This window comes from Pseudomonas sp. MDT1-17 (assembly GCF_054898105.1).
In genome coordinates this window covers 713,643-735,343 of the sequence record NZ_JBUBVM010000001.1, presented here as the reverse complement: position 1 = coordinate 735,343, position 21,701 = coordinate 713,643, and the positions used below count along the sequence as shown (strand labels likewise).

At 59.7% G+C, this 21,701-nt stretch carries 22 protein-coding genes and 1 pseudogene; 13 read left to right on the top strand and 10 right to left on the bottom strand.

Annotated elements, in window-relative coordinates; all coding sequences use genetic code 11:
- Nucleotides 1-12: 12 nt before the first annotated feature.
- On the top strand, nt 13-633 hold the full coding sequence (locus tag ACYZTX_RS03305; protein WP_462032932.1) for a TetR/AcrR family transcriptional regulator: 621 nt from the start codon (nt 13-15) through the stop codon (nt 631-633).
- Between the two features lie 101 nt (nt 634-734).
- On the opposite strand, the gene ACYZTX_RS03300 is transcribed toward ACYZTX_RS03305, so the two are convergent.
- From ACYZTX_RS03300 to ACYZTX_RS03290, 3 genes are all read right to left on the bottom strand, one after another.
- On the bottom strand, nt 735-1,496 hold the full coding sequence (locus ACYZTX_RS03300) for a phasin family protein (RefSeq protein ID WP_462032931.1): 762 nt from the start codon (nt 1,494-1,496) through the stop codon (nt 735-737).
- A gap of 10 nt (nt 1,497-1,506) precedes the next feature.
- The gene (locus tag ACYZTX_RS03295) at nt 1,507-1,929 is read right to left on the bottom strand and encodes a phasin family protein (protein ID WP_347802194.1); all 423 of its coding nucleotides are present in this window, start codon (nt 1,927-1,929) and stop codon (nt 1,507-1,509) included.
- 224 nt (nt 1,930-2,153) lie between these two features.
- Entirely contained in the window at nt 2,154-2,429 is a 276-nt protein-coding gene (locus ACYZTX_RS03290; RefSeq protein WP_462032930.1) for a polyhydroxyalkanoic acid system family protein, read from the bottom strand.
- Nucleotides 2,430-2,584: 155 nt separating this feature from the next.
- Here ACYZTX_RS03290 and ubiE point away from each other — a divergent pair, with 155 nt between their 5' ends.
- The 11 genes and pseudogenes from ubiE (at nt 2,585) to ACYZTX_RS03235 (ending at nt 10,625) form a co-directional block, all read left to right on the top strand.
- Nucleotides 2,585-3,355 (top strand): bifunctional demethylmenaquinone methyltransferase/2-methoxy-6-polyprenyl-1,4-benzoquinol methylase UbiE, encoded by a 771-nt coding sequence (ubiE, locus tag ACYZTX_RS03285; protein ID WP_007948968.1) that lies wholly within the window; start codon nt 2,585-2,587, stop codon nt 3,353-3,355.
- Nucleotides 3,355-3,978, top strand: a complete 624-nt coding sequence (locus ACYZTX_RS03280; RefSeq protein WP_462032929.1) for a ubiquinone biosynthesis accessory factor UbiJ — start codon at nt 3,355-3,357, stop codon at nt 3,976-3,978. The genes ubiE and ACYZTX_RS03280 overlap by 1 nt, the downstream gene beginning before the upstream one ends.
- Entirely contained in the window at nt 3,975-5,579 is a 1,605-nt protein-coding gene (ubiB, locus tag ACYZTX_RS03275; RefSeq protein ID WP_462032928.1) for a ubiquinone biosynthesis regulatory protein kinase UbiB, read from the top strand. Before ACYZTX_RS03280 ends, ubiB begins: the two co-directional genes overlap by 4 nt.
- Nucleotides 5,580-5,660: 81 nt before the next feature.
- Entirely contained in the window at nt 5,661-6,062 is a 402-nt protein-coding gene (hisI, locus tag ACYZTX_RS03270) for a phosphoribosyl-AMP cyclohydrolase (RefSeq protein ID WP_150796910.1), read from the top strand.
- Complete coding sequence (locus ACYZTX_RS03265) at nt 6,055-6,387, top strand: phosphoribosyl-ATP diphosphatase (RefSeq protein WP_007899279.1); 333 nt, start codon at nt 6,055-6,057, stop codon at nt 6,385-6,387. Before hisI ends, ACYZTX_RS03265 begins: the two co-directional genes overlap by 8 nt.
- 25 nt (nt 6,388-6,412) lie before the next feature.
- Nucleotides 6,413-6,691, top strand: coding sequence for a twin-arginine translocase TatA/TatE family subunit (locus tag ACYZTX_RS03260; RefSeq protein WP_462032927.1), 279 nt, complete (start codon nt 6,413-6,415; stop codon nt 6,689-6,691).
- A gap of 10 nt (nt 6,692-6,701) precedes the next feature.
- Nucleotides 6,702-7,142 (top strand): Sec-independent protein translocase protein TatB, encoded by a 441-nt coding sequence (tatB, locus tag ACYZTX_RS03255; RefSeq protein WP_462032926.1) that lies wholly within the window; start codon nt 6,702-6,704, stop codon nt 7,140-7,142.
- On the top strand, nt 7,139-7,933 hold the full coding sequence (tatC, locus tag ACYZTX_RS03250) for a twin-arginine translocase subunit TatC (protein ID WP_462032925.1): 795 nt from the start codon (nt 7,139-7,141) through the stop codon (nt 7,931-7,933). Before tatB ends, tatC begins: the two co-directional genes overlap by 4 nt.
- Nucleotides 7,930-8,637 carry a 16S rRNA (uracil(1498)-N(3))-methyltransferase gene (locus tag ACYZTX_RS03245; protein ID WP_462032924.1) on the top strand — a complete coding sequence of 236 codons (708 nt, stop codon included), beginning with the start codon at nt 7,930-7,932 and terminating at the stop codon, nt 8,635-8,637. The genes tatC and ACYZTX_RS03245 overlap by 4 nt, the downstream gene beginning before the upstream one ends.
- A gap of 50 nt (nt 8,638-8,687) precedes the next feature.
- Nucleotides 8,688-9,767, top strand: a pseudogene (locus ACYZTX_RS03240) (methyl-accepting chemotaxis protein); the annotation flags it as partial.
- On the top strand, nt 9,753-10,625 hold the full coding sequence (locus ACYZTX_RS03235; protein WP_462036978.1) for a methyl-accepting chemotaxis protein: 873 nt from the start codon (nt 9,753-9,755) through the stop codon (nt 10,623-10,625). The pseudogene ACYZTX_RS03240 and the gene ACYZTX_RS03235, both read left to right, overlap by 15 nt.
- Nucleotides 10,626-10,677: 52 nt before the next feature.
- Here ACYZTX_RS03235 and mdoH read toward each other — a convergent pair whose 3' ends face one another.
- The 4 genes from mdoH to pip form a co-directional block, all read right to left on the bottom strand.
- Nucleotides 10,678-13,248: a glucans biosynthesis glucosyltransferase MdoH gene (gene mdoH / locus ACYZTX_RS03230; protein WP_462032923.1), complete on the bottom strand. Its 2,571-nt coding sequence runs from the start codon at nt 13,246-13,248 to the stop codon at nt 10,678-10,680.
- Nucleotides 13,241-15,055: a glucan biosynthesis protein G gene (locus ACYZTX_RS03225; RefSeq protein WP_462032922.1), complete on the bottom strand. Its 1,815-nt coding sequence runs from the start codon at nt 15,053-15,055 to the stop codon at nt 13,241-13,243. The genes mdoH and ACYZTX_RS03225 overlap by 8 nt, the downstream gene beginning before the upstream one ends.
- A 321-nt stretch (nt 15,056-15,376) precedes the next feature.
- Nucleotides 15,377-15,814, bottom strand: coding sequence for a D-aminoacyl-tRNA deacylase (dtd, locus tag ACYZTX_RS03220; protein WP_462032921.1), 438 nt, complete (start codon nt 15,812-15,814; stop codon nt 15,377-15,379).
- Entirely contained in the window at nt 15,811-16,782 is a 972-nt protein-coding gene (pip, locus tag ACYZTX_RS03215; protein WP_462032920.1) for a prolyl aminopeptidase, read from the bottom strand. Before pip ends, dtd begins: the two co-directional genes overlap by 4 nt.
- Before the next feature lie 517 nt (nt 16,783-17,299).
- On the opposite strand from pip, the gene ACYZTX_RS03210 reads away from it, so the two are divergent.
- Nucleotides 17,300-17,695, top strand: a complete 396-nt coding sequence (locus ACYZTX_RS03210; RefSeq protein WP_462032919.1) for a DUF6124 family protein — start codon at nt 17,300-17,302, stop codon at nt 17,693-17,695.
- Nucleotides 17,696-17,931: 236 nt separating this feature from the next.
- Here ACYZTX_RS03210 and hutG read toward each other — a convergent pair whose 3' ends face one another.
- The 3 genes from hutG to hutH form a co-directional block, all read right to left on the bottom strand.
- Entirely contained in the window at nt 17,932-18,735 is an 804-nt protein-coding gene (hutG, locus tag ACYZTX_RS03205) for an N-formylglutamate deformylase (RefSeq protein WP_462032918.1), read from the bottom strand.
- 10 nt (nt 18,736-18,745) lie between these two features.
- Complete coding sequence (gene hutI / locus ACYZTX_RS03200; RefSeq protein ID WP_462032917.1) at nt 18,746-19,951, bottom strand: imidazolonepropionase; 1,206 nt, start codon at nt 19,949-19,951, stop codon at nt 18,746-18,748.
- A gap of 111 nt (nt 19,952-20,062) precedes the next feature.
- Nucleotides 20,063-21,595 (bottom strand): histidine ammonia-lyase, encoded by a 1,533-nt coding sequence (gene hutH, locus ACYZTX_RS03195; RefSeq protein WP_462032916.1) that lies wholly within the window; start codon nt 21,593-21,595, stop codon nt 20,063-20,065.
- Nucleotides 21,596-21,701 lie beyond the last annotated feature (106 nt).

Here is a 21,701-nt window from a genome sequence, read left to right as displayed (position 1 = left end):
TAAGAAGACTGGATGAAAACCCGCGACCGGATTCTCGAATGTGCTTTGCAGTTGTTCAATCAGAAGGGCGAACCGAACGTCTCCACCATGGAAGTGGCCAATGAAATGGGGATCAGCCCAGGCAATCTCTACTACCACTTCCACGGCAAGGAACCGCTGATACTCGGGTTGTTCGAGCGTTTCCAGGCCGAACTGGCGCCGCTGCTCGATCCACCGGCCGATGTCGAGCTCGCACCGGAAGATTACTGGCTGTTCCTGCACCTGATCGTCGAACGCCTGGCCCATTACCGGTTTCTGTTCCAGGACCTGTCGAACCTCGCCGGGCGCTTGCCGAAACTGGCCAAGGGCATACGCAACCTGCTCAATGCGCTGAAGCGCACGCTGGCTTCGTTACTCGCTCGATTGAAGGCTCAGGGGCAATTGGTCAGCGAGACCCAGGCACTGGGACAACTGGTGGAACAGATCACCATGACGCTGCTGTTCTCACTGGACTATCAGCGGATTCTGGATCGTGAAGGTGAGGTGAGGTTGGTGGTGTACCAGATCATGATGCTGGTGGCGCCGCATTTGCTGCCACCGATCAAGGTGGCGACGGAGCAGTTGGCACTCCAATACCTCGAAGAACACGACTGACCCTGAACACCGCTCCCACAGGGGACGGCGGTGCTTTACGAGTCGTGCACAAACAAAAACGCCCGACCTTTACAGGCCGGGCGTTTTCTTGAGCCCTGAAATCAGGACTGACTGGTTGGCGTCGATGGAGCTGGCGCGACAGTCGTGGTTGCAGCAGGGGTTGGCGCAGCAGCGGAGTTCGATGCGCTGACCGGGGTTGCCGGTTTGGCGGCAGCCACTGCTGGTTTTGGTGCAGCGGCTTTCGGAGCTGCCGGTTTTTTCACTGCTGGCTTCTTCACTGCGGCAGGTTTTGCCGCAGGTTTGGCCGCAGCGGTTTTTGCTGCAGGTTTCGCTGCGGCAGTTTTGGCCGCTGGTTTGGCAGCCGGTTTAGCGGCAGCCTTGGCCAGTGGTTTGGCAGCGGACTTCGCTGCAGGTTTGGCCGCTGCGGTTCTCGCCGCAACCGGCGCAACCTTCGCACCGGTCAAACGCTCGATCTGCTTGGTCAGGGTATCGACCTTGCTGTGCAGCGCTTTGACTTCATTGCGGCTCGGTACACCCAGGCGCGAAATGGCGCTGTTCAGACGCTTGTCGAAAGCCCCTTCCAGCTCATCCCACTTGCCCAGTGCGCGATCTTTCACGCCGCTGATGCGCGACTTGGCCGACGAAGCAGAGTCCTTGGCCGCATCGACTTTTTTGTCGACAGCGCTCTTGGTGAGTTTTTCGGCTTTCTCGCCGTCTTTGACCAATGTATCGAAGAGCTTGCTGCCGTCAGTGTCGATCTTCGAGTACACGCCTAAACCAGCCAGCCAGATTTTGCGGGAGTAGTCTTCGACTTTCCCGATCCACGAGCTGCCTTCTTTTTCAGTATTCTTTTTACCAGCCATCCCGTTCTCCTTAAGATTTTTGCGCGACGCGTTCGAGCAATGCCGTCAGCTCATCGAGCTTGGCAGAGAGTGTCTCAACGTCATGTTTAGACGGAATGCCGATACGATTCAAGGTACTTGCTACACGCGAGTCAAAAGCCTTCTCGACCTTGTCGAGTTGAACTTCGACCTTACCTTTGAAAGTAGTGACTTCACTCTTGGCTTCATCGATCTCGGCATTCGCTGCTTCAAGTTTCTCGGCAACTGCTTCTTTGCCTTTCTTTTCAACAGCTTGACCCGCGACGATCAACTCTTGAAAGTACTCGTTGCCCTCTTGGCCGACCCTGGTGTAGGCCCCCAGGCCTGCCAGCCAGATCTTGCGGGCGTAAGATTTAACGTCGCTCAGAGCAGTCGTCGAAGCGTCGATTTTTTTCTTCAAAATAACTTTGGCCATGGTGCACCTCACGCGCAGAAGGTTTGAGGAACTGCCCGCGAAAGCGTCGGGCTCAGGCACAAAGTAGTGAGAATAATTAGAAACGGCACCCTAACAACTGACATAAATCGGTGGTGCCTTATGGAAGAGATCGCAGCCACGTTTCACTCGACAGCTCCTACAAAGGACGGCGGCGTACACCTGTAGGAGCTGTCGAGTGAAACGTGGCAGCGATCTCTGCGGGATCAAGCCAACGCTTTATCGAGGGCCTTCTCGATTTCCGATTTGATGGTGCTGCTCATGGCCGACATCAACAGACCAAGTTCGACATCGACCTTGATCGAATGCTCGCCCACATACACCGCGCCTTTCACACCGGAACGCTTGAGGTTCAGGGTGTCGCCGGCCCATTGCGGCTCCAGGCCATATTGATCGGACAGTTTCTGCGCCAACTTGTCAGCCTTCTCGCGGGCTGCTTCCTTACCCAGGCCGTGGGCACGCTCAACACTAATACGGGCCATCAAATGACTCCTGCTTTATGGATACTTTCCTGAAGCATCTTGACCGCTACTGCGGCAAAACGTCCCGGCGGTTACCTATCTTACCTTCAGCCTTGCCAAGACAAAGCAGGCCACCGGGATTAGAATGTCCCGCATTCTCTTCTGGTGACAGCGATATGACTGATCAGCGCAAAGGCAGCGATGCCGAACCCACCACTCACTTCGGTTTCAAAAACGTTCCGGAAAGCCAAAAAGCGGAAAAAGTCGCTGAGGTTTTCCACTCGGTAGCCGCCAAGTACGACTTGATGAACGACCTCCTGTCGGGCGGCATGCACCGTCTGTGGAAGCGTTTCGCGATCGAGCTGTCGGGCGTGCGCACCGGTAACCGCGTGCTGGACATCGCCGGCGGCACGGGCGATCTGACCAAGAAGTTCTCGCACCTCGTTGGCCCGACCGGCCAGGTCGTGTTGGCTGACATCAACGAATCCATGCTCAAGGTCGGTCGTGACCGCCTGCTGGATCTGGGTGTGGCTGGCAATGTCGAATTCGTCCAGGCCGATGCTGAAAAGCTGCCATTCCCGGACAACCATTTCGACTGCGTGACCATCGCTTTCGGCCTGCGCAACGTTACCCATAAAGAAGACGCCTTGCGTTCGATGCTGCGCGTGCTGAAACCGGGCGGCCGTCTGCTGGTGCTGGAGTTCTCCAAACCGACCAACGCGCTGATGTCCAAAGCCTACGACGCTTACTCGTTCGCCTTCATGCCGCTGATGGGCAAGCTGATCACCAACGACTCGGAAAGCTATCGCTACCTGGCCGAATCGATCCGCATGCACCCGAATCAGGAAACGCTGAAGTCGATGATGGTCGAGGCCGGTTTCGACCGCGTGACCTACCACAACATGACCGCAGGCATCGTCGCCCTGCACCGTGGCATCAAACCCTGATGTTGCTGGCCGGCCTGCTCGCCAGCGTTGAACTCGGTCTGAACCGGGTGCTGCGTCTCGACAGCACGGCACTGCCGCGGCTGGCGCACTTGAGTGGCAAGGTGATTGCCGTCGACTGCCGCAGCCCGGCGCTGCAAGTGTTCATCCTGCCCAGCGACGAAGGCTTGATGCTGGCTTCCCACTGGGAAACCGGCGCCGACTGCACCTTGCGCGCACCGGCCTCCAGCCTGCTGAAACTGGCAATGAGCAAGGACAAGACTTCGGTCCTGCATGCTCCTGAAGTCGAACTCGACGGCGACAGCGGCGTGCTGCTGGAACTGGCGGCGATCCTTCAGGACCTTGAGCTGGACTGGGAGTACGAACTCGCACGCGTGCTGGGACCTGTCGCCACGCAACTGCTCGGCGGTCATCTGCGCAGTCGCGCACGCTTTTATCAGCATGGGTTCGCCAGCCTCAATCAGAACCTTGGCGAGTACCTGGCCGAAGAATCGCGCACCCTCGTCGGCCAGCGCGAAGCCGAAGCCCGTTTCAGTGAACTGGACCAGATCAAGCTCGATCTGGAACGTCTCGAGGCGCGCTTCGAGCGCCTTTCCCGATCCCTCGACCCAAGCGATAACGCATGAAGCTGCTTGCCGTCCGCCGTTTGTTGCGCATCCAGCGCGTTGTGATTCGCTACCGTCTCGATGACCTGCTGTTCGCCCTGCCATTGCCGTGGTTTTTGTTGGCGCTGCGTTATGCCTTGCCGTGGCGCTGGTTCCCGCGCAAGACGCTGGACCTGAGCCGTGGCGTACGATTGCGCCTGGCGTTGCAGGACCTGGGACCGATTTTCATCAAGTTCGGGCAAATCCTGTCCACCCGCCGTGACCTGCTGCCGGAAGACATCGCTGATGAGCTGATGAAGCTGCAGGACCGCGTGCCGCCGTTCGACTCGCAAGTGTCGATCAAGCTGATTGAAGAGCAGCTCGGCAAAAAGATCAGTGAAGTGTTCAGCCGCTTCGACGTCGAACCGCTGGCCTCGGCCTCGGTGGCGCAGGTGCATGCCGCGCAGCTCAAAACCGGTGAAGAAGTGGTGGTCAAGGTCATCCGCCCGGGCCTCAAACCGATCATCGCGCAGGATCTCGCGTGGCTGTTCATCCTCGCCCGCACCGCCGAAAAGCTCTCGGCCGACGCGCGTCTGCTGCACCCGGTGGACGTGGTCCTGGACTACGAAAAAACCATCTACGACGAACTCGACCTGCTGCGTGAAGCGGCCAACGCCAGCCAGTTGAAGCGCAACTTCGACGGCTCGGAGCTGCTCTACGTGCCGCAAGTCTATTGGGACTGGTGCCGGCCGAAAGTGTTGGTGATGGAGCGCATCTATGGCATTCAGGTCACCGATCTGACGACCCTGGCCGACCAGCGCACCGACATGAAAATGCTCGCCGAACGTGGCGTCGAGATCTTCTTCACCCAGGTATTCCGCGACAGCTTCTTCCACGCCGACATGCACCCGGGCAACATCTTCGTCAGCACCGTCACCCCGTGGAGCCCGCAATACATTGCGATCGACTGCGGCATCGTCGGAAGCCTGACCCCGGAAGACCAGGACTACCTGGCGCGCAACCTGTTCGCGTTCTTCAAGCGCGACTATCGCCGTGTGGCCCAGCTGCACATCGATTCGGGGTGGGTGCCGGCGGAAACCAAACTCAACGAATTCGAGGCGGCGATCCGCACTGTCTGCGAGCCGATCTTCGAAAAACCGTTAAAAGATATTTCATTCGGCCAGGTGCTGATGCGCCTGTTCCAGACCGCTCGGCGCTTCAACATGGAAGTGCAGCCGCAGCTCGTGCTGCTGCAAAAAACCTTGTTGAACATCGAAGGCCTGGGCCGTCAGTTGTACCCGGACCTCGATTTGTGGAACACCGCGCAGCCGTTCCTCGAACGCTGGATGCGTGAGCGGGTCAGCCCCAAAGCCTTGCTCGGCAACGTGCAGAGCCAGTTCGAACAACTGCCGCACCTGGCCAACATGGCCCGTGACCTGCTCGAGCGCATGTCCCAACCGCACGCTTACGACCCACCGCCGCCGTGGCACCGGCGTAAGGACGACTGGTTCATGCGCCTGCTCGGCTGTGCGCACCTGGCAGGCGGCACAATACTCGCTGCCGGTGGGCCGTTGAACGAACTCGGGCATTGGCCGGCCGGCATCATGGTGGCCGTCGGTTTGTATCTGGTCGTTCGCCGATAGCCAGAGACCCCGCACGCTGGCACACTGTTTCAACGCTTGGGTTCGACTAATGAAGTGTGGAACCCGCTGTCGGAGTCGAAGATGAAAAACTGGCTGGACGAGATCAAGTGGGACGCTGATGGCCTGGTGCCGGCGATTGCCCAGGATCACAAGACCGGGCGCGTCCTGATGATGGCCTGGATGAACCGTGAAGCGCTGGAACTGACCGCTGCCGAGAACCGCGCCATTTACTGGTCACGCTCGCGTGGCAAGCTGTGGCGCAAGGGTGAAGAGTCCGGCCACGTACAGACGCTGCATGAGATGCGCCTGGACTGTGACGCCGACGTGATCATCCTGATGGTCGAGCAGATCGGCGACATCGCGTGCCATACCGGCCGTCAGAGCTGCTTCTACCGCGTCTTCGAGAACGGCGACTGGACAACCGTCGACCCGGTTTTGAAAGACCCGCACGCCATCTATTCCGCAGGACACACTCATGAGTGACACTCTGACCCGTCTGGCCCAAGTGCTGGAAGAGCGCAAAGGCGCCGCTGCCGATAGCTCGTATGTCGCCAGCCTGTACCACAAGGGCCTGAACAAGATTCTGGAAAAAGTCGGCGAAGAGTCGGTCGAAACCATCATTGCCGCCAAGGATGCCGCGATCAGCGGCGACTGCAGCGATGTGATCTACGAAACCGCCGATTTGTGGTTCCACAGCATGGTCATGCTCGCCCAACTGGGGCAGCATCCACAGGCTGTACTCGATGAACTGGACCGTCGTTTCGGTCTGTCCGGACACGCCGAGAAAGCCTCGCGTCCGTCAGCCTGAACAACTATTAGAGAGGAGCAGCAACATGGGCATTTTTGACTGGAAACACTGGATCGTCATTCTGGTTGTTGTCGTTTTGGTGTTCGGCACCAAGAAACTGAAAAACCTCGGCACTGATGTGGGCGAGTCGATCAAGGGTTTCAAGAAAGCCATGAACGACGACGAAAAACCGACCGACCCAAATGCGACCCCGGCCCAACCGGTGCCACCGGTTCAGCCTCAGACCACACAGTCCGTGAACCAGCCGCACACCATCGACGTGCAGGCGCAAAAAGTCGAAGAGCCGATCCGCAAAGACGTGTGAGCACTGACTAATGTTTGGTATCAGCTTCTCTGAACTGCTGCTCGTCGGCCTCATAGCCCTGCTGGTGCTGGGCCCCGAGCGTTTGCCGGGTGCTGCGCGCACCGCCGGCCTGTGGGTCGGACGCCTGAAGCGCAGCTTCAACGCGATCAAACAGGAAGTTGAACGTGAAATCGGTGCCGACGAGATTCGTCGGCAACTGCACAACGAGCACATTCTGTCGCTGGAGCAGGAGGCGCGGAAGATTTTCACGCCGACTCAGCAGGAGCCGACGCCGGTTGAACCGGTGGCAACGCCGACGATTCATGCGCCAAACGCTGAAGCGGCTCCGGCCGAAACGCTGACCGCCGTCGAACCGGTACCGGTTGTGGCACCCGCAGACCCCGTTGCTCCTGCCGCCGCGCCGACAACGCCGGCTCCTCACGACACCACTTTGCCGCCGCGAGTCTCATGAGCGATCTCCCTGAAAACGACCAGCACATGCCGCTGGTTTCGCACCTCACCGAGTTGCGTACCCGTCTGCTGCGTTGCGTAGTGGCGATCTTCATCATCTTCGCCGGGCTGTTTGCCTTCACCCAGCAGATCTACACCTTCGTCTCCACGCCGCTGCGTCAGTACCTGCCAGTGGGCGCGACGATGATCGCCACCGACGTGTCGTCGCCGTTCCTGACGCCGTTGAAGCTGACCATGATGGTCTCGCTGTTCCTGGCGATCCCGGTGATCCTGCATCAGATCTGGGGCTTCATCGCCCCGGGCCTCTACAAGCATGAGAAGCGCATTGCCGTGCCGTTGCTGATGTCCAGCATCCTCCTGTTCTACACCGGCATGGCGTTCGCCTATTACCTGGTGTTCCCGTTGATCTTCCAATTCTTCGCCGCCGCCACCCCGGCCGGTGTGGAAATGATGACCGACATCGCCAGCTACCTCGATTTCGTGATGACGCTGTTCTTTGCCTTTGGCGTGGCGTTCGAAATCCCGGTGGCCGTGGTGCTGCTGGTGTGGATCGGCGTGGTCGACGTCAAATACCTGAAGAAGATCCGCCCGTACGTGATCATCGGCTGCTTCGTGGTTGGCATGATCCTGACGCCGCCGGACATCTTCTCGCAGACGCTGTTGGCCGTACCGATGTGGCTGCTGTTTGAGATCGGCATCCTGTTCGGCGGCCTGATCAGCAAGCGCGGCGATCATCCGGACGACCAGCCCGCCGACGATAACAACGACCAGCCGCCAGCGACTCAACCGTGAACCTGCTGCTTCTCGAAGAGGCCGACTTCATTGCGGCCGACAGGGCGATCCTGCGCGATCGCCGGTTGACGCACATGCAGGAAGTCCACCGTTCGGTTGTCGGCGACAGCCTGCGAGTCGGGCGTATAGGTGGCTTGATGGGCTCGGCTGAACTGCTGCGCCTGGACGCCGATGAAGCCGAACTGCGCGTCAACCTCGACCAGCCAGCACCCACCAAGCTGCCGCTGACCCTGATTCTGGCCCTGCCACGCCCGAAAATGCTCCGTAGGGTGTTTCAGACCGTGGCGGCCATGGGTGTGCCGCGAATCGTGCTGGTGAACAGCTATCGCGTCGAGAAGAGCTTCTGGCAAACCCCGTTCCTGGAGCCCGAGGCGATTCGCGAGCAGTTGATTCTCGGTCTCGAACAGGCCCGGGACAGCGTGTTGCCGGAAGTCGTTATCGAGAAGCGCTTCAAGCCGTTCGTCGAAGACCGTCTGCCCGCCATCACCGAAGGCACACTTGGTCTGGTCGGCCACCCCGGCAATTACCCGCCCTGCCCCCGTGGCCTGGACGAACCGGTGACCCTGGCGATCGGCCCCGAAGGCGGCTGGATTCCCTACGAAATCGATCTGATGGGCAAAGCCGGTCTGCAACCGGTGCAGCTGGGCGACCGCATCCTGCGGGTCGAAACCGCCGTCACTGCACTGCTAGCACGCCTTTTCTAATCCTACAGATACCCGGCCGCCTGCCGATACAGTCCCCATAAAACCAACAAATGGTTCGAGGGAGTAGCAGCATGTACCGATGGATAGCCGAGAAACTGGGGAACGTCAGCGTCAATCGCAAACTGGGTATCGGCTTCGGTCTGGTGCTGCTTCTTACCTTATTGATCACTTTCACCGGTTGGACCGGGCTGAGCGGCGTGATGAGTCGCGGCGATAAGCTGGGTTTTATTGCCAGCCTCAATGACCTGGCCAAAGACCTGCGCCTGGCCCGTCTGGATTACGAAATACGTCGCGGCGAACAAGGCCCCGGTGCGGTCAACGACCTGCTTGGCCAACTCGATACCGGCCTGAAAACCGCACGCACGTTGATCGAACAACCGGCCGACGCGGCCATGATCGACCAGCAACTGGCCGCCGTCAGTGAGTACAAACAAGCCTTCACCGCCATGACCCAGGCCGGCGCCAACCGCGAAGACGCCCGCGGCAAACTCGGCGCCACCGCCGACAACGCCGTGGCCCGTGTCGCCGAAGTCGAAAAATCCATGCTGCAAGGTGACAGCGTCGCCGATTTCAACAGCGTGATCGACCTGAGCAAACTGATCCAGCAAGCGCGCTTCCAGGTTCGCGGCTATACCTACAGCGGCAAAACCGAGGCCGAGCAACCCGCTCTTGACGCCATCGACAACGCGCTGAAAAACCTCGAGAGCCTGCCCTCCAGACTGCCGGAACAGCACATCACCAACCTGCAGCAAGCTACGGATTCGTTGAAGGCCTATCGCGCCGCCGTCAGCCAGTTCCGCGACTCTCAGGTCGCCAGCGCCGCGGCCCTCCAACGCATGGCCGATCAAGGCCAGATCCTGCGCGACACCAGCAAAAAACTCACCGTGTCGCAAACCATCGTCCGTGACACCGACGCTGCGCACGCCAAAAACCTGCTGCTGCTTGCCACCGTCCTGGCGCTCGCCTTCGGCCTGCTTGCCGCTTGGGCCATCACTCGTCAGATCGTGATTCCCCTGAGCCAGACCCTCAAAGTGGCGGAGTGCGTTGCTGCCGGCGACCTGACCCAGAACCTTATCTCTGAGCGCCAGGACGAACTCGGCCAGCTACAGCGCGCCATGCAGAGCATGACCCTGGGCCTGCGCGAGTTGATCGGTGGCATCAGTAACGGCGTCACGCAAATCGCCAGCGCCGCTGAAGAGCTGTCGGCAGTCACTGAGCAGACCCGCGCCGGGGTCAACAGCCAGAAGATCGAGACCGACCAGGTGGCCACCGCCATGAACGAGATGACCGCCACGGTGCAGGAAGTCGCGCGTAACGCCGAAGAAGCGTCCGAAGCCGCGGTTGCCGCCGACCAGCAGGCCCGCGAAGGTGACAAAGTGGTCGGTGAAGCCATCGCCCAGATCGAACGCCTGGCCAAAGAAGTCGGCAACTCCACCGAAGCCATGGGTCATCTCAAACGTGAAAGCGACAAGATCGGCAGCGTGCTCGACGTGATCAAGTCCGTGGCCCAGCAAACCAACCTGCTGGCCCTCAACGCCGCCATCGAGGCCGCCCGTGCCGGTGAGGCCGGACGCGGTTTTGCGGTGGTCGCCGACGAAGTCCGCAGCCTGGCCCAGCGCACCCAGAAGTCCACCGAAGAAATCGAAGAGCTGATCGTCGGCCTGCAAACCGGCACCCAGCAAGTAGCGACCATCATGGACAACAGTCGCAGCCTGACCGACAGCAGCGTCGAACTGACCCGCCGCGCCGGCGGCTCACTGGAAAGCATCACCCGCACCGTGTCAGCGATTCAGTCGATGAACCAGCAGATTGCTGCGGCAGCCGAACAGCAGAGCGCGGTGGCCGAAGAGATCAACCGTAGCGTGCTGAACGTGCGCGATGTATCCGAGCAGACCTCGGCAGCCAGTGAAGAAACTGCGGCGTCCAGCGTTGAGCTGGCGCGGCTGGGGACGCATCTGCAGATGCTGGTGGGCAGGTTCAAGGTTTAATCGGCCGGGCTGATCAGCGCAATAAAAAACCCCGCTTTCGCGGGGTTTTTTGTTATGCCAACTGAGGCTGCACGCTCAACGGCTTGAGCGGCAACAGCGGCGCATGGGGATCGGCCTTCACCGATTTACGCCACGCCTCCAGCCACTCGGGGTGACCTTCGTTCCAGATCTGCTCATGCAGACGACCCAATGCCACCGGGTCACTAAGCAGTTGCACGCGCTCATTGTTGTTCAGACCCTCAGGCCCGACTTTCAGCGCATGACGAACCCGCTCAATCCGCAGCCACTCGATCGGCTCGGCCTGACGGTGACGGGACGTCGCCAGTGAGCACGCCAAGGCGTTCTGCTGTGGATCGACCACTGCCCGGACGAAGCCGTCGTTCAGCGCATGCCAACGGTTTTCGTGGGTGTACTGGTCGGTCGCCAGCAATGCCTGTGGCGGATTGTATTCTTCAGGGATCAGGAACAGGCTTTCGTCACGGGACTTGAGGCCCAGGCCGACTCGACTGGAGATCACCGACACCGGAATCGACAGCATCAACGAACCGACGATCGGCACCAGCCACCAGAGGAAGCTCGGGTTCAGCCAGATCACCAGCAGGGCCCAGAAGAAGCCCAGCAAGGTTTGCGGGCCGTGGCGTTTTACCGCTTCGCTCCATGGCGTGGAGTCATCGTCACGTTGTGGAGAGTTCCAGGTCGCGGCCCAACCGAGGAACGCGGCGAGGACGAAACGGGTGTGGAAAATCATCCGCACCGGCGCCAGCAGCATGGAGAACAGCATCTCCAGCAGCATCGACAGGGTCACCTTGAACTTGCCACCGAACTCTTTCGCGCCCTTGGCCCAGATCAGGATGATGCTCAACAACTTCGGCAGGAACAGCAGCACGACGGTGGTCGAGAACAGCGCGATCGCCTTGTCCGGGTGCCATTGTGGCCACAGCGGATAGAGCTGACGCGGCTCAAGGAAGTACTGCGGCTCCATCAGCGTGTTGACCGCCAGCAGCGCCGTCGACAGCACAAGGAAGAAGAACCACAACGGCGCCGACAAGTAAGACATCACGCCCGTCAGGAACACCGCACGGTGCACCGGGTGCATACCCTTGACCAGGAACAGCCGGAAGTTCATCAAGTTGCCGTGGCACCAGCGACGATCACGCTTGAGTTCGTCCAGCAGGTTCGGCGGTAATTCTTCGTAGCTGCCCGGCAAGTCGTAGGCAATCCACACGCCCCAGCCGGCACGGCGCATCAGCGCAGCTTCGACGAAGTCGTGGGACAGAATTGCACCGGCAAACGCACCTTTACCAGGCAACGGCGCCAGGGCGCAGTGCTCGATGAACGGCTTCATGCGGATGATCGCGTTGTGGCCCCAGTAATGGGATTCGCCCAACTGCCAGAAGTGCAGACCGGCGGTAAACAGCGGGCCATACACACGGGTCGCAAACTGCTGCATGCGTGCATAGAGCGTGTCCATGCCCGAAGCGCGCGGCGCGGTCTGGATGATCCCGGCGTCCGGGGTGGCTTCCATCAAGCGCACCAGACTGGTCAGGCATTCGCCGCTCATCACGGAGTCCGCGTCGAGCACGACCATGTACTTGTAATCACCGCCCCAACGCCGGCAGAAGTCGTCGAGGTTGCCGCTTTTACGTTTAACGCGACGGCGACGGCGGCGATAGAAAATCTTGCCGAAGCCCTTGGCTTCACGGCAGACGTCCAGCCAGGCTTGCTGCTCGGCGACGCAGATATCGGCGTCGTTACTGTCGCTGAGGACAAAGAAGTCGAAGCGATCCAGGTTACCCGTGGCCGCGACCGACTCGAAGGTCGCCCGCAAACCGGCAAACACCCGTGGCACGTCTTCGTTGCAGATCGGCATCACCAGTGCGGTGCGAGCGTCCGTGGGGATCGGCTCGTTGCCGGCGCTTTTACCGGAAATGCGGTATTTGTCATGACCGGTGAGCAACTCGAGGAAGCCCATCAGTGCCGTCCAGAAACCGGCCGACACCCAGCAGAACAGAATCCCGAACAGAATTAGGATGCTGGTCTGCAGCGCATACGGCAGTACTTGCGTGACGGTTTGCAGGAACGGCTGATGCAGGACTTCGTTCAGATCGACGAACGACCAGCCCTGGTACGGCATGATGCCTTTCATGTACCAGCCGGCGACGATGGTCTGACCGAGCATCAATACCAGCAGAATGTAGCGGCGGATCGAGCCGACGGTACGCCAGCGAGCTGCCGGCAATACGTTCTCGTCTTTCGGCGGGGCCGGTGGATTGGTGCGACCGGTCAGACGCCGCCAGCCACGCACCAGAATGTTGGTGCGCCACGGCTCCGGTACGACTTTGGTCCGACGAATCGGCGGGGTTGCCCGCAGGCAAACCCGACCGCTGGCATCAAGCACCAGCATTTCCGCTTCTTCCAGTTCTTCAGCGGTGTTCAGGGTCAAACGACGCCCCACCGAGGCTTGCGCAGCCTCGGCCGGTGCATCGAACGTCGAGGACGACAGACGCTGGTGCAGCTCGCTGAAAGACTTGCAGCCCGCGAGTTCCGCGCGCTGCTCGTCGGTCATTGGCAGATGCGCCAGATACTCAGCAAGAGTCTCTGGCTGTACTTGAGAATTACTCATCGGCAGGCAACTGGTAGCTCCAGGTCTCGGTCAGGACTTCTTCAGTCGGTGCCGATTCCGGTGTGGCTGGGGCCGCGTCGGCAGCGATTGGCTGCTTGGCGTCTTTGTTGTCCTTGTCCTTGGAATCTGCGGCCGGCTTGGCTTCGGCTTGTTTGGCCTCGGCTTGCTTGGCTTCCTTATCCATCTTCTCTTGTTGCTTGGCGGCAACCTTGTCGGCCTTGGCGACGGAAGAATTGGATGCGGGTACCGATGTTTTGGCGAGGTCGGCAGTCACGACGTTCTTGACCAGTGCAGCACGCATCTCGGTAGGCTTGCCCGGATCCTTGATTTTCATCCGCAGAGTCAGGCGCCAGCCCTTGGTTTCAGGGTTGTAACGTACGCTGTTCTTGACCAGCTCGGCATTCTCGCCAACGCTGACCTGGCTGCGAACGTCCGCAGTTTCCGGCAGTGCTGCAAGGGACGGACCTTCGAAGTCCACCAGATAGGCAACGCTGCCGTCCGGCTGACGGATCAGATTGGACTGTTTCACGTCACCCGTGGAGCGCAGGGTTTGTTGGACCCAGGCGCTGTCAGGTGCGTGAAGTGCGGCTTCGTCGATGGTCCAGTGCATGCGATAAGCGACGTCTAGCGGCTGGCCAGGCTCAGGCAGCTTTTCCGGACTCCAGAACGCAACGATATTGTCGTTGGTTTCGTCGGCAGTCGGAATCTCGACCAGATCGACGGACCCCTTGCCCCAATCGCCTTCTGGTTCGATCCAGGCACTTGGACGCTTGTCGTAGCGGTCGTCGAGGTCTTCGTAGTGGCTGAAGTCGCGGCCACGTTGCAGCAAGCCGAAGCCACGCGGGTTCTCGATGGCGAAGTTGCTCACCGACAGGTGTTTCGGGTTATTCAGTGGACGCCAGATCCACTCGCCATTGCCGGCATGGATCGACAGACCGCTGGAGTCGTGCAGTTCGCGACGGTAGTTCAGCACTTTCGACGGCTGATTGGCGCCGAACAGAAACATGCTGGTCAGCGGCGCAACGCCAAGCTTGGTGACTTTGTCACGCAGGAACATTTTGGCCTTGACGTCGACAACGGTGTCGCTGCCCGGACGTAGGGTCAGGCGATAGGCACCAGTCGCCCGTGGCGAATCCAGCAAAGCAAAGATCACCAAGTGCTTGTCACCCGGTTTTGGCTGTTGAATCCAGAACTCGGTGAAACGCGGGAATTCTTCGCCAGACGGCAACGCGGTATCAATGGCCATGCCGCGAGCGGACAAGCCATAAGTGTGCCCCTTGCCGACAACGCGGAAATAACTCGCGCCGAGCATGGTCAAGATTTCGTCTTGCTTGTCGGCCTTGTTGACCGGGTACAGCACACGAAAACCGGCATAACCCAATTTTTCGGTGGCTTTAGGATCAAACTTTACGTCGCCGAAATCGAACCGACTTGGGTCGTATTTGATCTCTTCGACGTTGTTAGCCGTGATTTCGTTGATTTTCACCGGCGTATCGAAATGCATACCCTGGTGATAGAACGACAGCTTGAACGGCGTTTTCTGATCGGCCCACTCGGCTTTTTCGGTCAGGAAGCGAATTTTTTGATAGTCCGCGAATTTCATCTCGCGGAACTCGTTCGGCAGGTTACTGCGCGGGGCTTCGTATTTCTGCCCGGCCAGCTCTTTTGCCTTGACCGATACATCATCCAGATTGAATGCCCAAAGCTGACCGGCGCTGAGCAGGCAAAGCAGTGCAGAGCCCGCTACCAGAGCGCTTCGTAACCGTTTGGCAGACAATTTTGGTGCATTACAGGGACTAACAATCACGAGCAACCCTCGCCGAAAACAGATCAAAAAACCAACGGCCAGTTAAAGTGCCTGTGAGGTGTGCGGCATGAAAAAACCGACCCTACAGACCACTCTTGCCAAGTTGGCGAGCATTGTTCCGACTCCGAGGGGACTAAATGATTCCCCAAACGGTCCAGGACAAGTCTCTACCTAAGTGAAAATGGACCAACGAACGCTGATCCCCGTAGCGCGCGATTATCTAGTAGGCCGCGTTACAACGCATCAGGGGTAACAAAGTATTTATCGCGAAAAACGCCTGTTTTCAGTCGAAAAGCCCTTAAAAACATGTTTCAAGCGCTTTCAGGTCTGTAACAGGAAGGTTACCGGGCCATCGTTGACCAGGTGCACCTGCATATCCGCGCCGAATCTACCTGATGCCACAGTGCCATGCACCTGTTTCGCCTTGCCTAATAGATAGTCGAAAATTTCCTCGCCCAGGGCCGGAGGGGCAGCGGTCGAAAAACTCGGGCGCAACCCGCTCTTGGTATCGGCGGCCAGGGTGAACTGTGAGACCAGCAGCAACCCACCGCCTACCTCCGCCAGGGACAGATTCATCTTGCCCTCGGCGTCACTGAATACACGATAGTTAAGCAGCTTATGCAGAAGTTTGTCGGCGCTGGCGCGTGTATCCTCAGGCTCAACCGCGACCAACACCAGCAAACCCTGATCGACGGCACCCACCACTTCCCCCGCTACCTCGACTCGCGCACCACGCACGCGTTGCAGCAGGCCCTTCATGCTTCTTCAGGGGCCAGGTCGAGCATACGCCGGGCCATCTGATCGGCGGCGCGAACCAGTGCATCCGTAATGCCCGGCTCGGAGGCGGCATGGCCGGCGTCACGGATCACCTGCAATTCACTGTTCGGCCAGTTTTGATGCAGTTCCCAGGCGTTATCCAACGGGCAGATCACGTCGTAACGGCCATGGACAATCACACCGGGCAAATGAGCGATCTTGTCCATGTCGCGGATCAGCTGGTTCGGCTCAAGGAACGCATTGTTGGTGAAGTAGTGACATTCGATACGGGCAATCGACAGGGCGCGCTGAGGTTCGGAGAAGCGATCGACCACCAGCGGGTTCGGGCGCAGGGTGGCGGTCCGGCCTTCCCACGTGGACCAGGCTTTGGCCGCATGCATCTGGGCGATCTGATCGTTGCCGGTCAGGCGTTTGTGGAAAGCCGAGAGCAAGTCATCGCGCTCGTCCAGCGGGATGGGCGCAATGTAGTCCTGCCAGTAATCGGGGAACAGACGACTGGCGCCGCACTGGTAGAACCATTCGATTTCTTGCGGTCGGCAGAGAAAAATTCCGCGCAGAATCAGACCGTGCACACGCTCCGGGTGAGTTTGCGCGTAGGCCAGCGCCAGGGTCGAACCCCACGAACCGCCGAACAACACCCATTTATCGATGCCAAGGTGCTGGCGAATCCGCTCAAGGTCGGCGACCAGATCCCAGGTAGTGTTGTTTTCCAGGTTCGCGTGGGGCGTGGAACGACCGCAACCGCGCTGGTCGAAGGTCACAATGCGGTACAGGTTCGGATCGAAATACCGACGGCTCTGGGCATCGCACCCGGCGCCGGGGCCGCCGTGGATGAACACTACCGGCAAACCTTGCGGTGAACCGCTTTCGTCGACATACAGCGTGTGAGTTTCATCGACGGCCAGATCGTGCCGGGCGTGGGGTTTGATCTGCGGGTACAAAGTCTGCATTGCGCGCTCCGTAAGGGGTCGAGGTCATCCCTGGGGGGACTTCTATTATTCTGCCGTCCGGCATCATAAACCCGAATTACGCCAATGAGCATGCCTTGCAGAGTCAGAGTTTTTCAGCCGGTTTTTTCAGACTCGTTCTTGCCAACATTTCGGTAGTTAAACACCGCTAGACAGCATTTGTTTAAAACGCCTCAAGGTTACTTCCTGCAAGCTACAACACCTTGCGTCGTTGCCTACGGCTACGCCAGAATCCGCCGGCTTGTGCGCCTTGGGGGCGGTCGGTAACTTGGTTCCTGTCACTGCCCATCAGTGATCGGGTTTAGTAGCCCGTTGTTGCCAAGTCGCACGATGTCTCTATCAGTCAGGTATCCCATTCCTGCACTTGATGGCGGCTGTGCGCAGGGCGCCCTCGGGCGCGCCGATTTCTTGGCTCGTCGGTCTACTAACCTGTGCACAGCTGCCTCCCTTTCGTTTAGTAGCGCACGGGTTGCGGCCTCACTCTTAGAGGTTAGAGCCAATGTTCAAGGTAACTCCAAACCCGCCGGACACCGACCCGGTCTCCCCCTATGTAAGCCCCGATTCAAACAAACTCAACGAAGCCGCCGAGCGCGCCCTCGACCATCACTTCCCGCCAGCCGACCCCAAACCACCAAAACGCAACGGCCAGCTCTTCAGCGTCTGCCCGGGCATCAACCCTGAAACCCTTCTCGCCAATGCCTCGGAAGATTTGCTGTCCATCAGCGCCATCGCCGCCAACCTCGCCGACGATGTGGACGGTTCCCGCCGCTCCGTAGCCTTGGCGCTCAGCCGCATGGCCGACGGGGTGCATTTGATGGTGGAGCGAGCGCTGGATCATCTGGATGAGCCGGAAATGGCAGCGATACTCGCCAAGCAACAAAATCGAGTCAGCTGATTCGTCAGGCATAAAAAAATGGGCAACCAACCTCGTTGGCGTGCCCATTTTTTATCCCGCTCACTCGCTATGTGGAAAGTCGGTGCGTGTTACGGTCTTTCAACGATTTTCCTGGCTTGAACGCAACAGTGTTGCTGGCCTTGATTTTGAGTCAGACGGACCGGTTTGCAGACTTTGCGACTGCTGCGCAGCCGAGCGGGAGCAAGCTCCCTCGCCACAAGGTATTGTGCTGAGCTTTAGCGCTTGTAGTGTTCCTGCCCCCAGGCGAGCAGCCCTTGCAGCAATTCCTTGAGCACCACCTGAGTCGGTGCTGCCAGATCCGGGCGATAACGGAACGGCTCGAACTCTTCCATGTACGTGCACTGGCCCAACTCCAGTTGCACCGCATGGATGTTCGCTGCCGGATTGCCGTAATGGCGAGTGATGTGGCCGCCCTTGAAGCGACCGTTCAGCACATGGCTGTAATCGCCGTGGCGCGCGCAGATGGCTTCCAGCTGACTGGCCAACTGTGGATCGCAACTGGCACCGTTGAAGGTGCCAAGGTTGAAGTCCGGCAGCTTGCCGTCGAACAGGTGCGGGATCACCGAGCGGATCGAATGCGCATCGAACAATATTGCGTAGCCAAACTCGGCTTTCAGTCGCGCCAGCTCGTTTTGCAAGGTGCTGTGATACGGCGTCCAGACTTGCTCCAGATAGTTCGCCCGTTCCGTCGCCGACGGCTCCATGCCCTCACGGAACAACGGAATGCCATCGAACAGCGTCGCCGGGTACAGGCCGGTGGTGGCGCCGACATACAAAGGCTTGTCGTCAGACGGGCGGTTCAGGTCGATGACAAAACGCGAGTACTCGGCGGCCAAGGTGCTGGCGCCCAGCTCGGCAGCAAATTCGTATAGCCGCGGGATGTGCCAGTCAGTGTCCGGCAGGCTTTTCGCGTCGGGGATCAACCCCGCTTCCACCGCCGGGGTCAGGCGCAGGCCGGCGTGGGGCATGCTGATCAGCAACGGCACGCGCCCTTGTTTGAAGTTCAGAACCTTATCCACAACTGTTCTCCTAAACGCTTGTTTCGACGCCGTGACGCACGACGCGTTTTTCCAGGTCACCGCCCAGCCAGTACGACAGGTCGGCCGGACGATCGATTTGCCAGGCGACGAAATCCGCGACCTTGCCGACTTCCAGCGAGCCGTGAGTCTCGGCCATGCCCAACGCGGTGGCGGCATGAATTGTCGCGCCTGCCAGGGCTTCTTCCGGGGTCATACGGAAACAGGTGCACGCCATGTTCAGCATCAAGCGCAACGACAACGCTGGCGACGTGCCGGGGTTGAGGTCGCTGGCGATGGCAATTTTCACGCCGTGTTTGCGCAGAGCGTCCATCGGCGGTAACTGGGTTTCCCGCAGGAAGTAGAAGGCGCCAGGCAGCAACACCGCGACGGTGCCGGACTTGGCCATGGCGATGGCGTCGTCTTCGGTCATGAATTCCAGGTGATCGGCCGACAGTGCGTGATAACGCGCCGCCAGACTCGAACCGTGCAGGGACGACAACTGCTCGGCGTGCAGCTTCACCGGCAAGCCGAGTTCCTGTGCCGTGATGAACACCCGCTCGACCTGCGCGGGCGAGAACGCCAGGTATTCACAGAACGCGTCCACCGCATCTACCAGCCCTTCGGCGGCCAGGGCCGGGAGCATTTCGGCGCAGATATGGTCGATGTAGTCGTCGGCGCGATCCGCGTATTCCGGCGGTAAAGCGTGAGCGGCCAGGCAAGTGCTGCGCACGCTGACTGGCAGTTCGGTGCCGAGACGGCGGATGACCCGCAGGATCTTGCGTTCGCTGGCCAGGTCCAGGCCGTAACCGGATTTCATCTCGACCGTGGTCACGCCGTCGCGCATCAGGCTCTTCAGACGCTTGGCGGCGCTGGCAAACAACTCGTCTTCGGTCGCCGCGCGGGTGGCGCGTACGGTGCTGGCAATGCCTCCACCGGCCGCGGCGATTTCCGAGTAGCTGACGCCTTGCAGACGCTGTTCGAATTCACCGCTGCGGTTACCGCCGAACACCGTGTGGGTGTGGCAGTCGATCAGGCCCGGCGTCACCCAAGCCCCTTTTAAATCATTGACGGCCGGGTATTCGCCCGCCGGCAGTTCAGCGCGTGGGCCGATCCACTCAATGTGCGCACCTGACGTCACGATGGCCGCATCCTCGATGATCGAGTAGACGCCTTGCGCCATGGTTGCGACGTGGCAGTGTTGCCAGAGAGTTTTCATCCCGAATTCCTCGTCTTGTTCAAAATCGATTCGCGAGCAGGCTCGCTCCCACAAGGGATTTTCAGTGTTCACCCAATCCCTGTGGGAGCGAGCCTGCTCGCGAAGAGGCCATTACAGGCTCGGAAGTAATTTCACCGACACCAAATCATTCAGGCAACGCGTCGCCAACAATTCAGTCGCGGCATTGATGTCCGGCGCAAAGAACCGATCCTTCTCATAGAACGGCACTTCTTTACGCAGAATCGCCCGGGCCTTTTCCAGTTTCGACGAGGTCTTCAGACCTTCACGCAGATCCAGCCCCTGACAAGCCGCCAACCATTCCACCGCGAGAACACCGCGAGTGTTTTCGGCCATTTCCCACAGGCGCTTACCGGCAGCCGGGGCCATGGAAACGTGGTCTTCCTGGTTTGCCGACGTCGGCAGGCTGTCCACCGAGTGCGGATGGGACAACGCCTTGTTCTCGCTGGCCAGTGCCGCCGCTGTAACCTGGGCGATCATGAAGCCGGAGTTCACGCCGCCATTGGCGACAAGGAACGGCGGCAGTTGCGACATGTGCTTGTCCATCATCAGCGAAATACGGCGCTCGCTCAGGGAGCCGATTTCAGCGATGGCCAATGCCATGTTGTCGGCAGCCATGGCGACCGGTTCGGCGTGAAAGTTACCGCCGGAGATCACGTCGCCTTCAGCGGCGAACACCAGCGGGTTGTCCGATACGGCGTTAGCTTCGATGGCGAGCACTTCGGCAGCCTGACGGAACTGAGTCAGGCAGGCGCCCATGACTTGCGGCTGGCAGCGCAGGGAGTACGGGTCCTGGACCTTTTCGCAGTTCTGGTGCGAGTCGGACACTTCGCTGCGCTCACCTAACAAATCGCGGTAAGCGGCAGCGGCGTCGATTTGGCCTTTCTGACCGCGAGCGGCATGGATCCGTGCGTCGAACGGCGAGCGCGAGCCCAGCACGGCCTCGACGGTCAGGGCGCCCAGCGCCACAGCGCCAGCGAACAGGTCTTCACCTTCGAACAGACCACGCAGTGCGTACGCGGTGGAAACCTGGGTGCCGTTGAGCAGCGCCAGACCTTCTTTCGCAGCCAGGGTCAGCGGGGTCAGACCGGCGACTTTCAGTGCTTCGGTTGCTTCCATCCACTCGCCTTTGTAGCGAGCTTTACCTTCGCCCAGCAGCACCAAGGACATATGGGCCAAAGGCGCCAGGTCACCGGATGCACCGACCGAACCTTTCAATGGAATGTGTGGGTAAACCTCGGCGTTGATCAGGGCGATCAGTGCGTCGATGACCTTACGACGAATGCCGGAGAAACCACGGCTCAGGCTGTTGACCTTGAGCACCATGACCAGTCGTACCAGCGCGTCGCTGATCGGCTCGCCGACACCGGCGGCGTGGGACAGGACCAGCGAGCGCTGCAGGTTTTCCAGGTCTTCACTGGCGATACGGGTCGAAGCCAGCAGGCCGAAACCGGTGTTGATACCGTAAGCGGTACGGTTCTCGGCGAGGATCTGTTCCACGCAGGCAACGCTGGCTTCGATCTGGGCCGAGGCGCTGTTGTCGAGGGTGATTTTGACCGGCTGCTGATAGATATCACGCAGTTGGGCAAGGCTCAGTTGGCCGGGAATCAAATTTAGCGCAGTCACTTTTATTCTCCTTTTGAGAGTTTTTCTTCTTTTATAAAGAAGAGTACTAACCAGACGCTCCGGAAATGTCCGTTGTCCGTCGCTTCCCGCCTTTTGGGGGGCTGGC

Coding starts and splice junctions, on each gene's coding strand:
- ACYZTX_RS03305 (WP_462032932.1), top strand. CDS start 13: ATGAAAACCCGCGACCGGATTCTCGAATGTGCTTTGCAGTTGTTCAAT.
- ACYZTX_RS03300 (WP_462032931.1), bottom strand. CDS start 1,496: ATGGCTGGTAAAAAGAATACTGAAAAAGAAGGCAGCTCGTGGATCGGG.
- ACYZTX_RS03295 (WP_347802194.1), bottom strand. CDS start 1,929: ATGGCCAAAGTTATTTTGAAGAAAAAAATCGACGCTTCGACGACTGCT.
- ACYZTX_RS03290 (WP_462032930.1), bottom strand. CDS start 2,429: ATGGCCCGTATTAGTGTTGAGCGTGCCCACGGCCTGGGTAAGGAAGCA.
- ubiE (WP_007948968.1), top strand. CDS start 2,585: ATGACTGATCAGCGCAAAGGCAGCGATGCCGAACCCACCACTCACTTC.
- ACYZTX_RS03280 (WP_462032929.1), top strand. CDS start 3,355: ATGTTGCTGGCCGGCCTGCTCGCCAGCGTTGAACTCGGTCTGAACCGG.
- ubiB (WP_462032928.1), top strand. CDS start 3,975: ATGAAGCTGCTTGCCGTCCGCCGTTTGTTGCGCATCCAGCGCGTTGTG.
- hisI (WP_150796910.1), top strand. CDS start 5,661: ATGAAAAACTGGCTGGACGAGATCAAGTGGGACGCTGATGGCCTGGTG.
- ACYZTX_RS03265 (WP_007899279.1), top strand. CDS start 6,055: ATGAGTGACACTCTGACCCGTCTGGCCCAAGTGCTGGAAGAGCGCAAA.
- ACYZTX_RS03260 (WP_462032927.1), top strand. CDS start 6,413: ATGGGCATTTTTGACTGGAAACACTGGATCGTCATTCTGGTTGTTGTC.
- tatB (WP_462032926.1), top strand. CDS start 6,702: ATGTTTGGTATCAGCTTCTCTGAACTGCTGCTCGTCGGCCTCATAGCC.
- tatC (WP_462032925.1), top strand. CDS start 7,139: ATGAGCGATCTCCCTGAAAACGACCAGCACATGCCGCTGGTTTCGCAC.
- ACYZTX_RS03235 (WP_462036978.1), top strand. CDS start 9,753: ATGCAGAGCATGACCCTGGGCCTGCGCGAGTTGATCGGTGGCATCAGT.
- mdoH (WP_462032923.1), bottom strand. CDS start 13,248: ATGAGTAATTCTCAAGTACAGCCAGAGACTCTTGCTGAGTATCTGGCG.
- dtd (WP_462032921.1), bottom strand. CDS start 15,814: ATGAAGGGCCTGCTGCAACGCGTGCGTGGTGCGCGAGTCGAGGTAGCG.
- pip (WP_462032920.1), bottom strand. CDS start 16,782: ATGCAGACTTTGTACCCGCAGATCAAACCCCACGCCCGGCACGATCTG.
- ACYZTX_RS03210 (WP_462032919.1), top strand. CDS start 17,300: ATGTTCAAGGTAACTCCAAACCCGCCGGACACCGACCCGGTCTCCCCC.
- hutI (WP_462032917.1), bottom strand. CDS start 19,951: ATGAAAACTCTCTGGCAACACTGCCACGTCGCAACCATGGCGCAAGGC.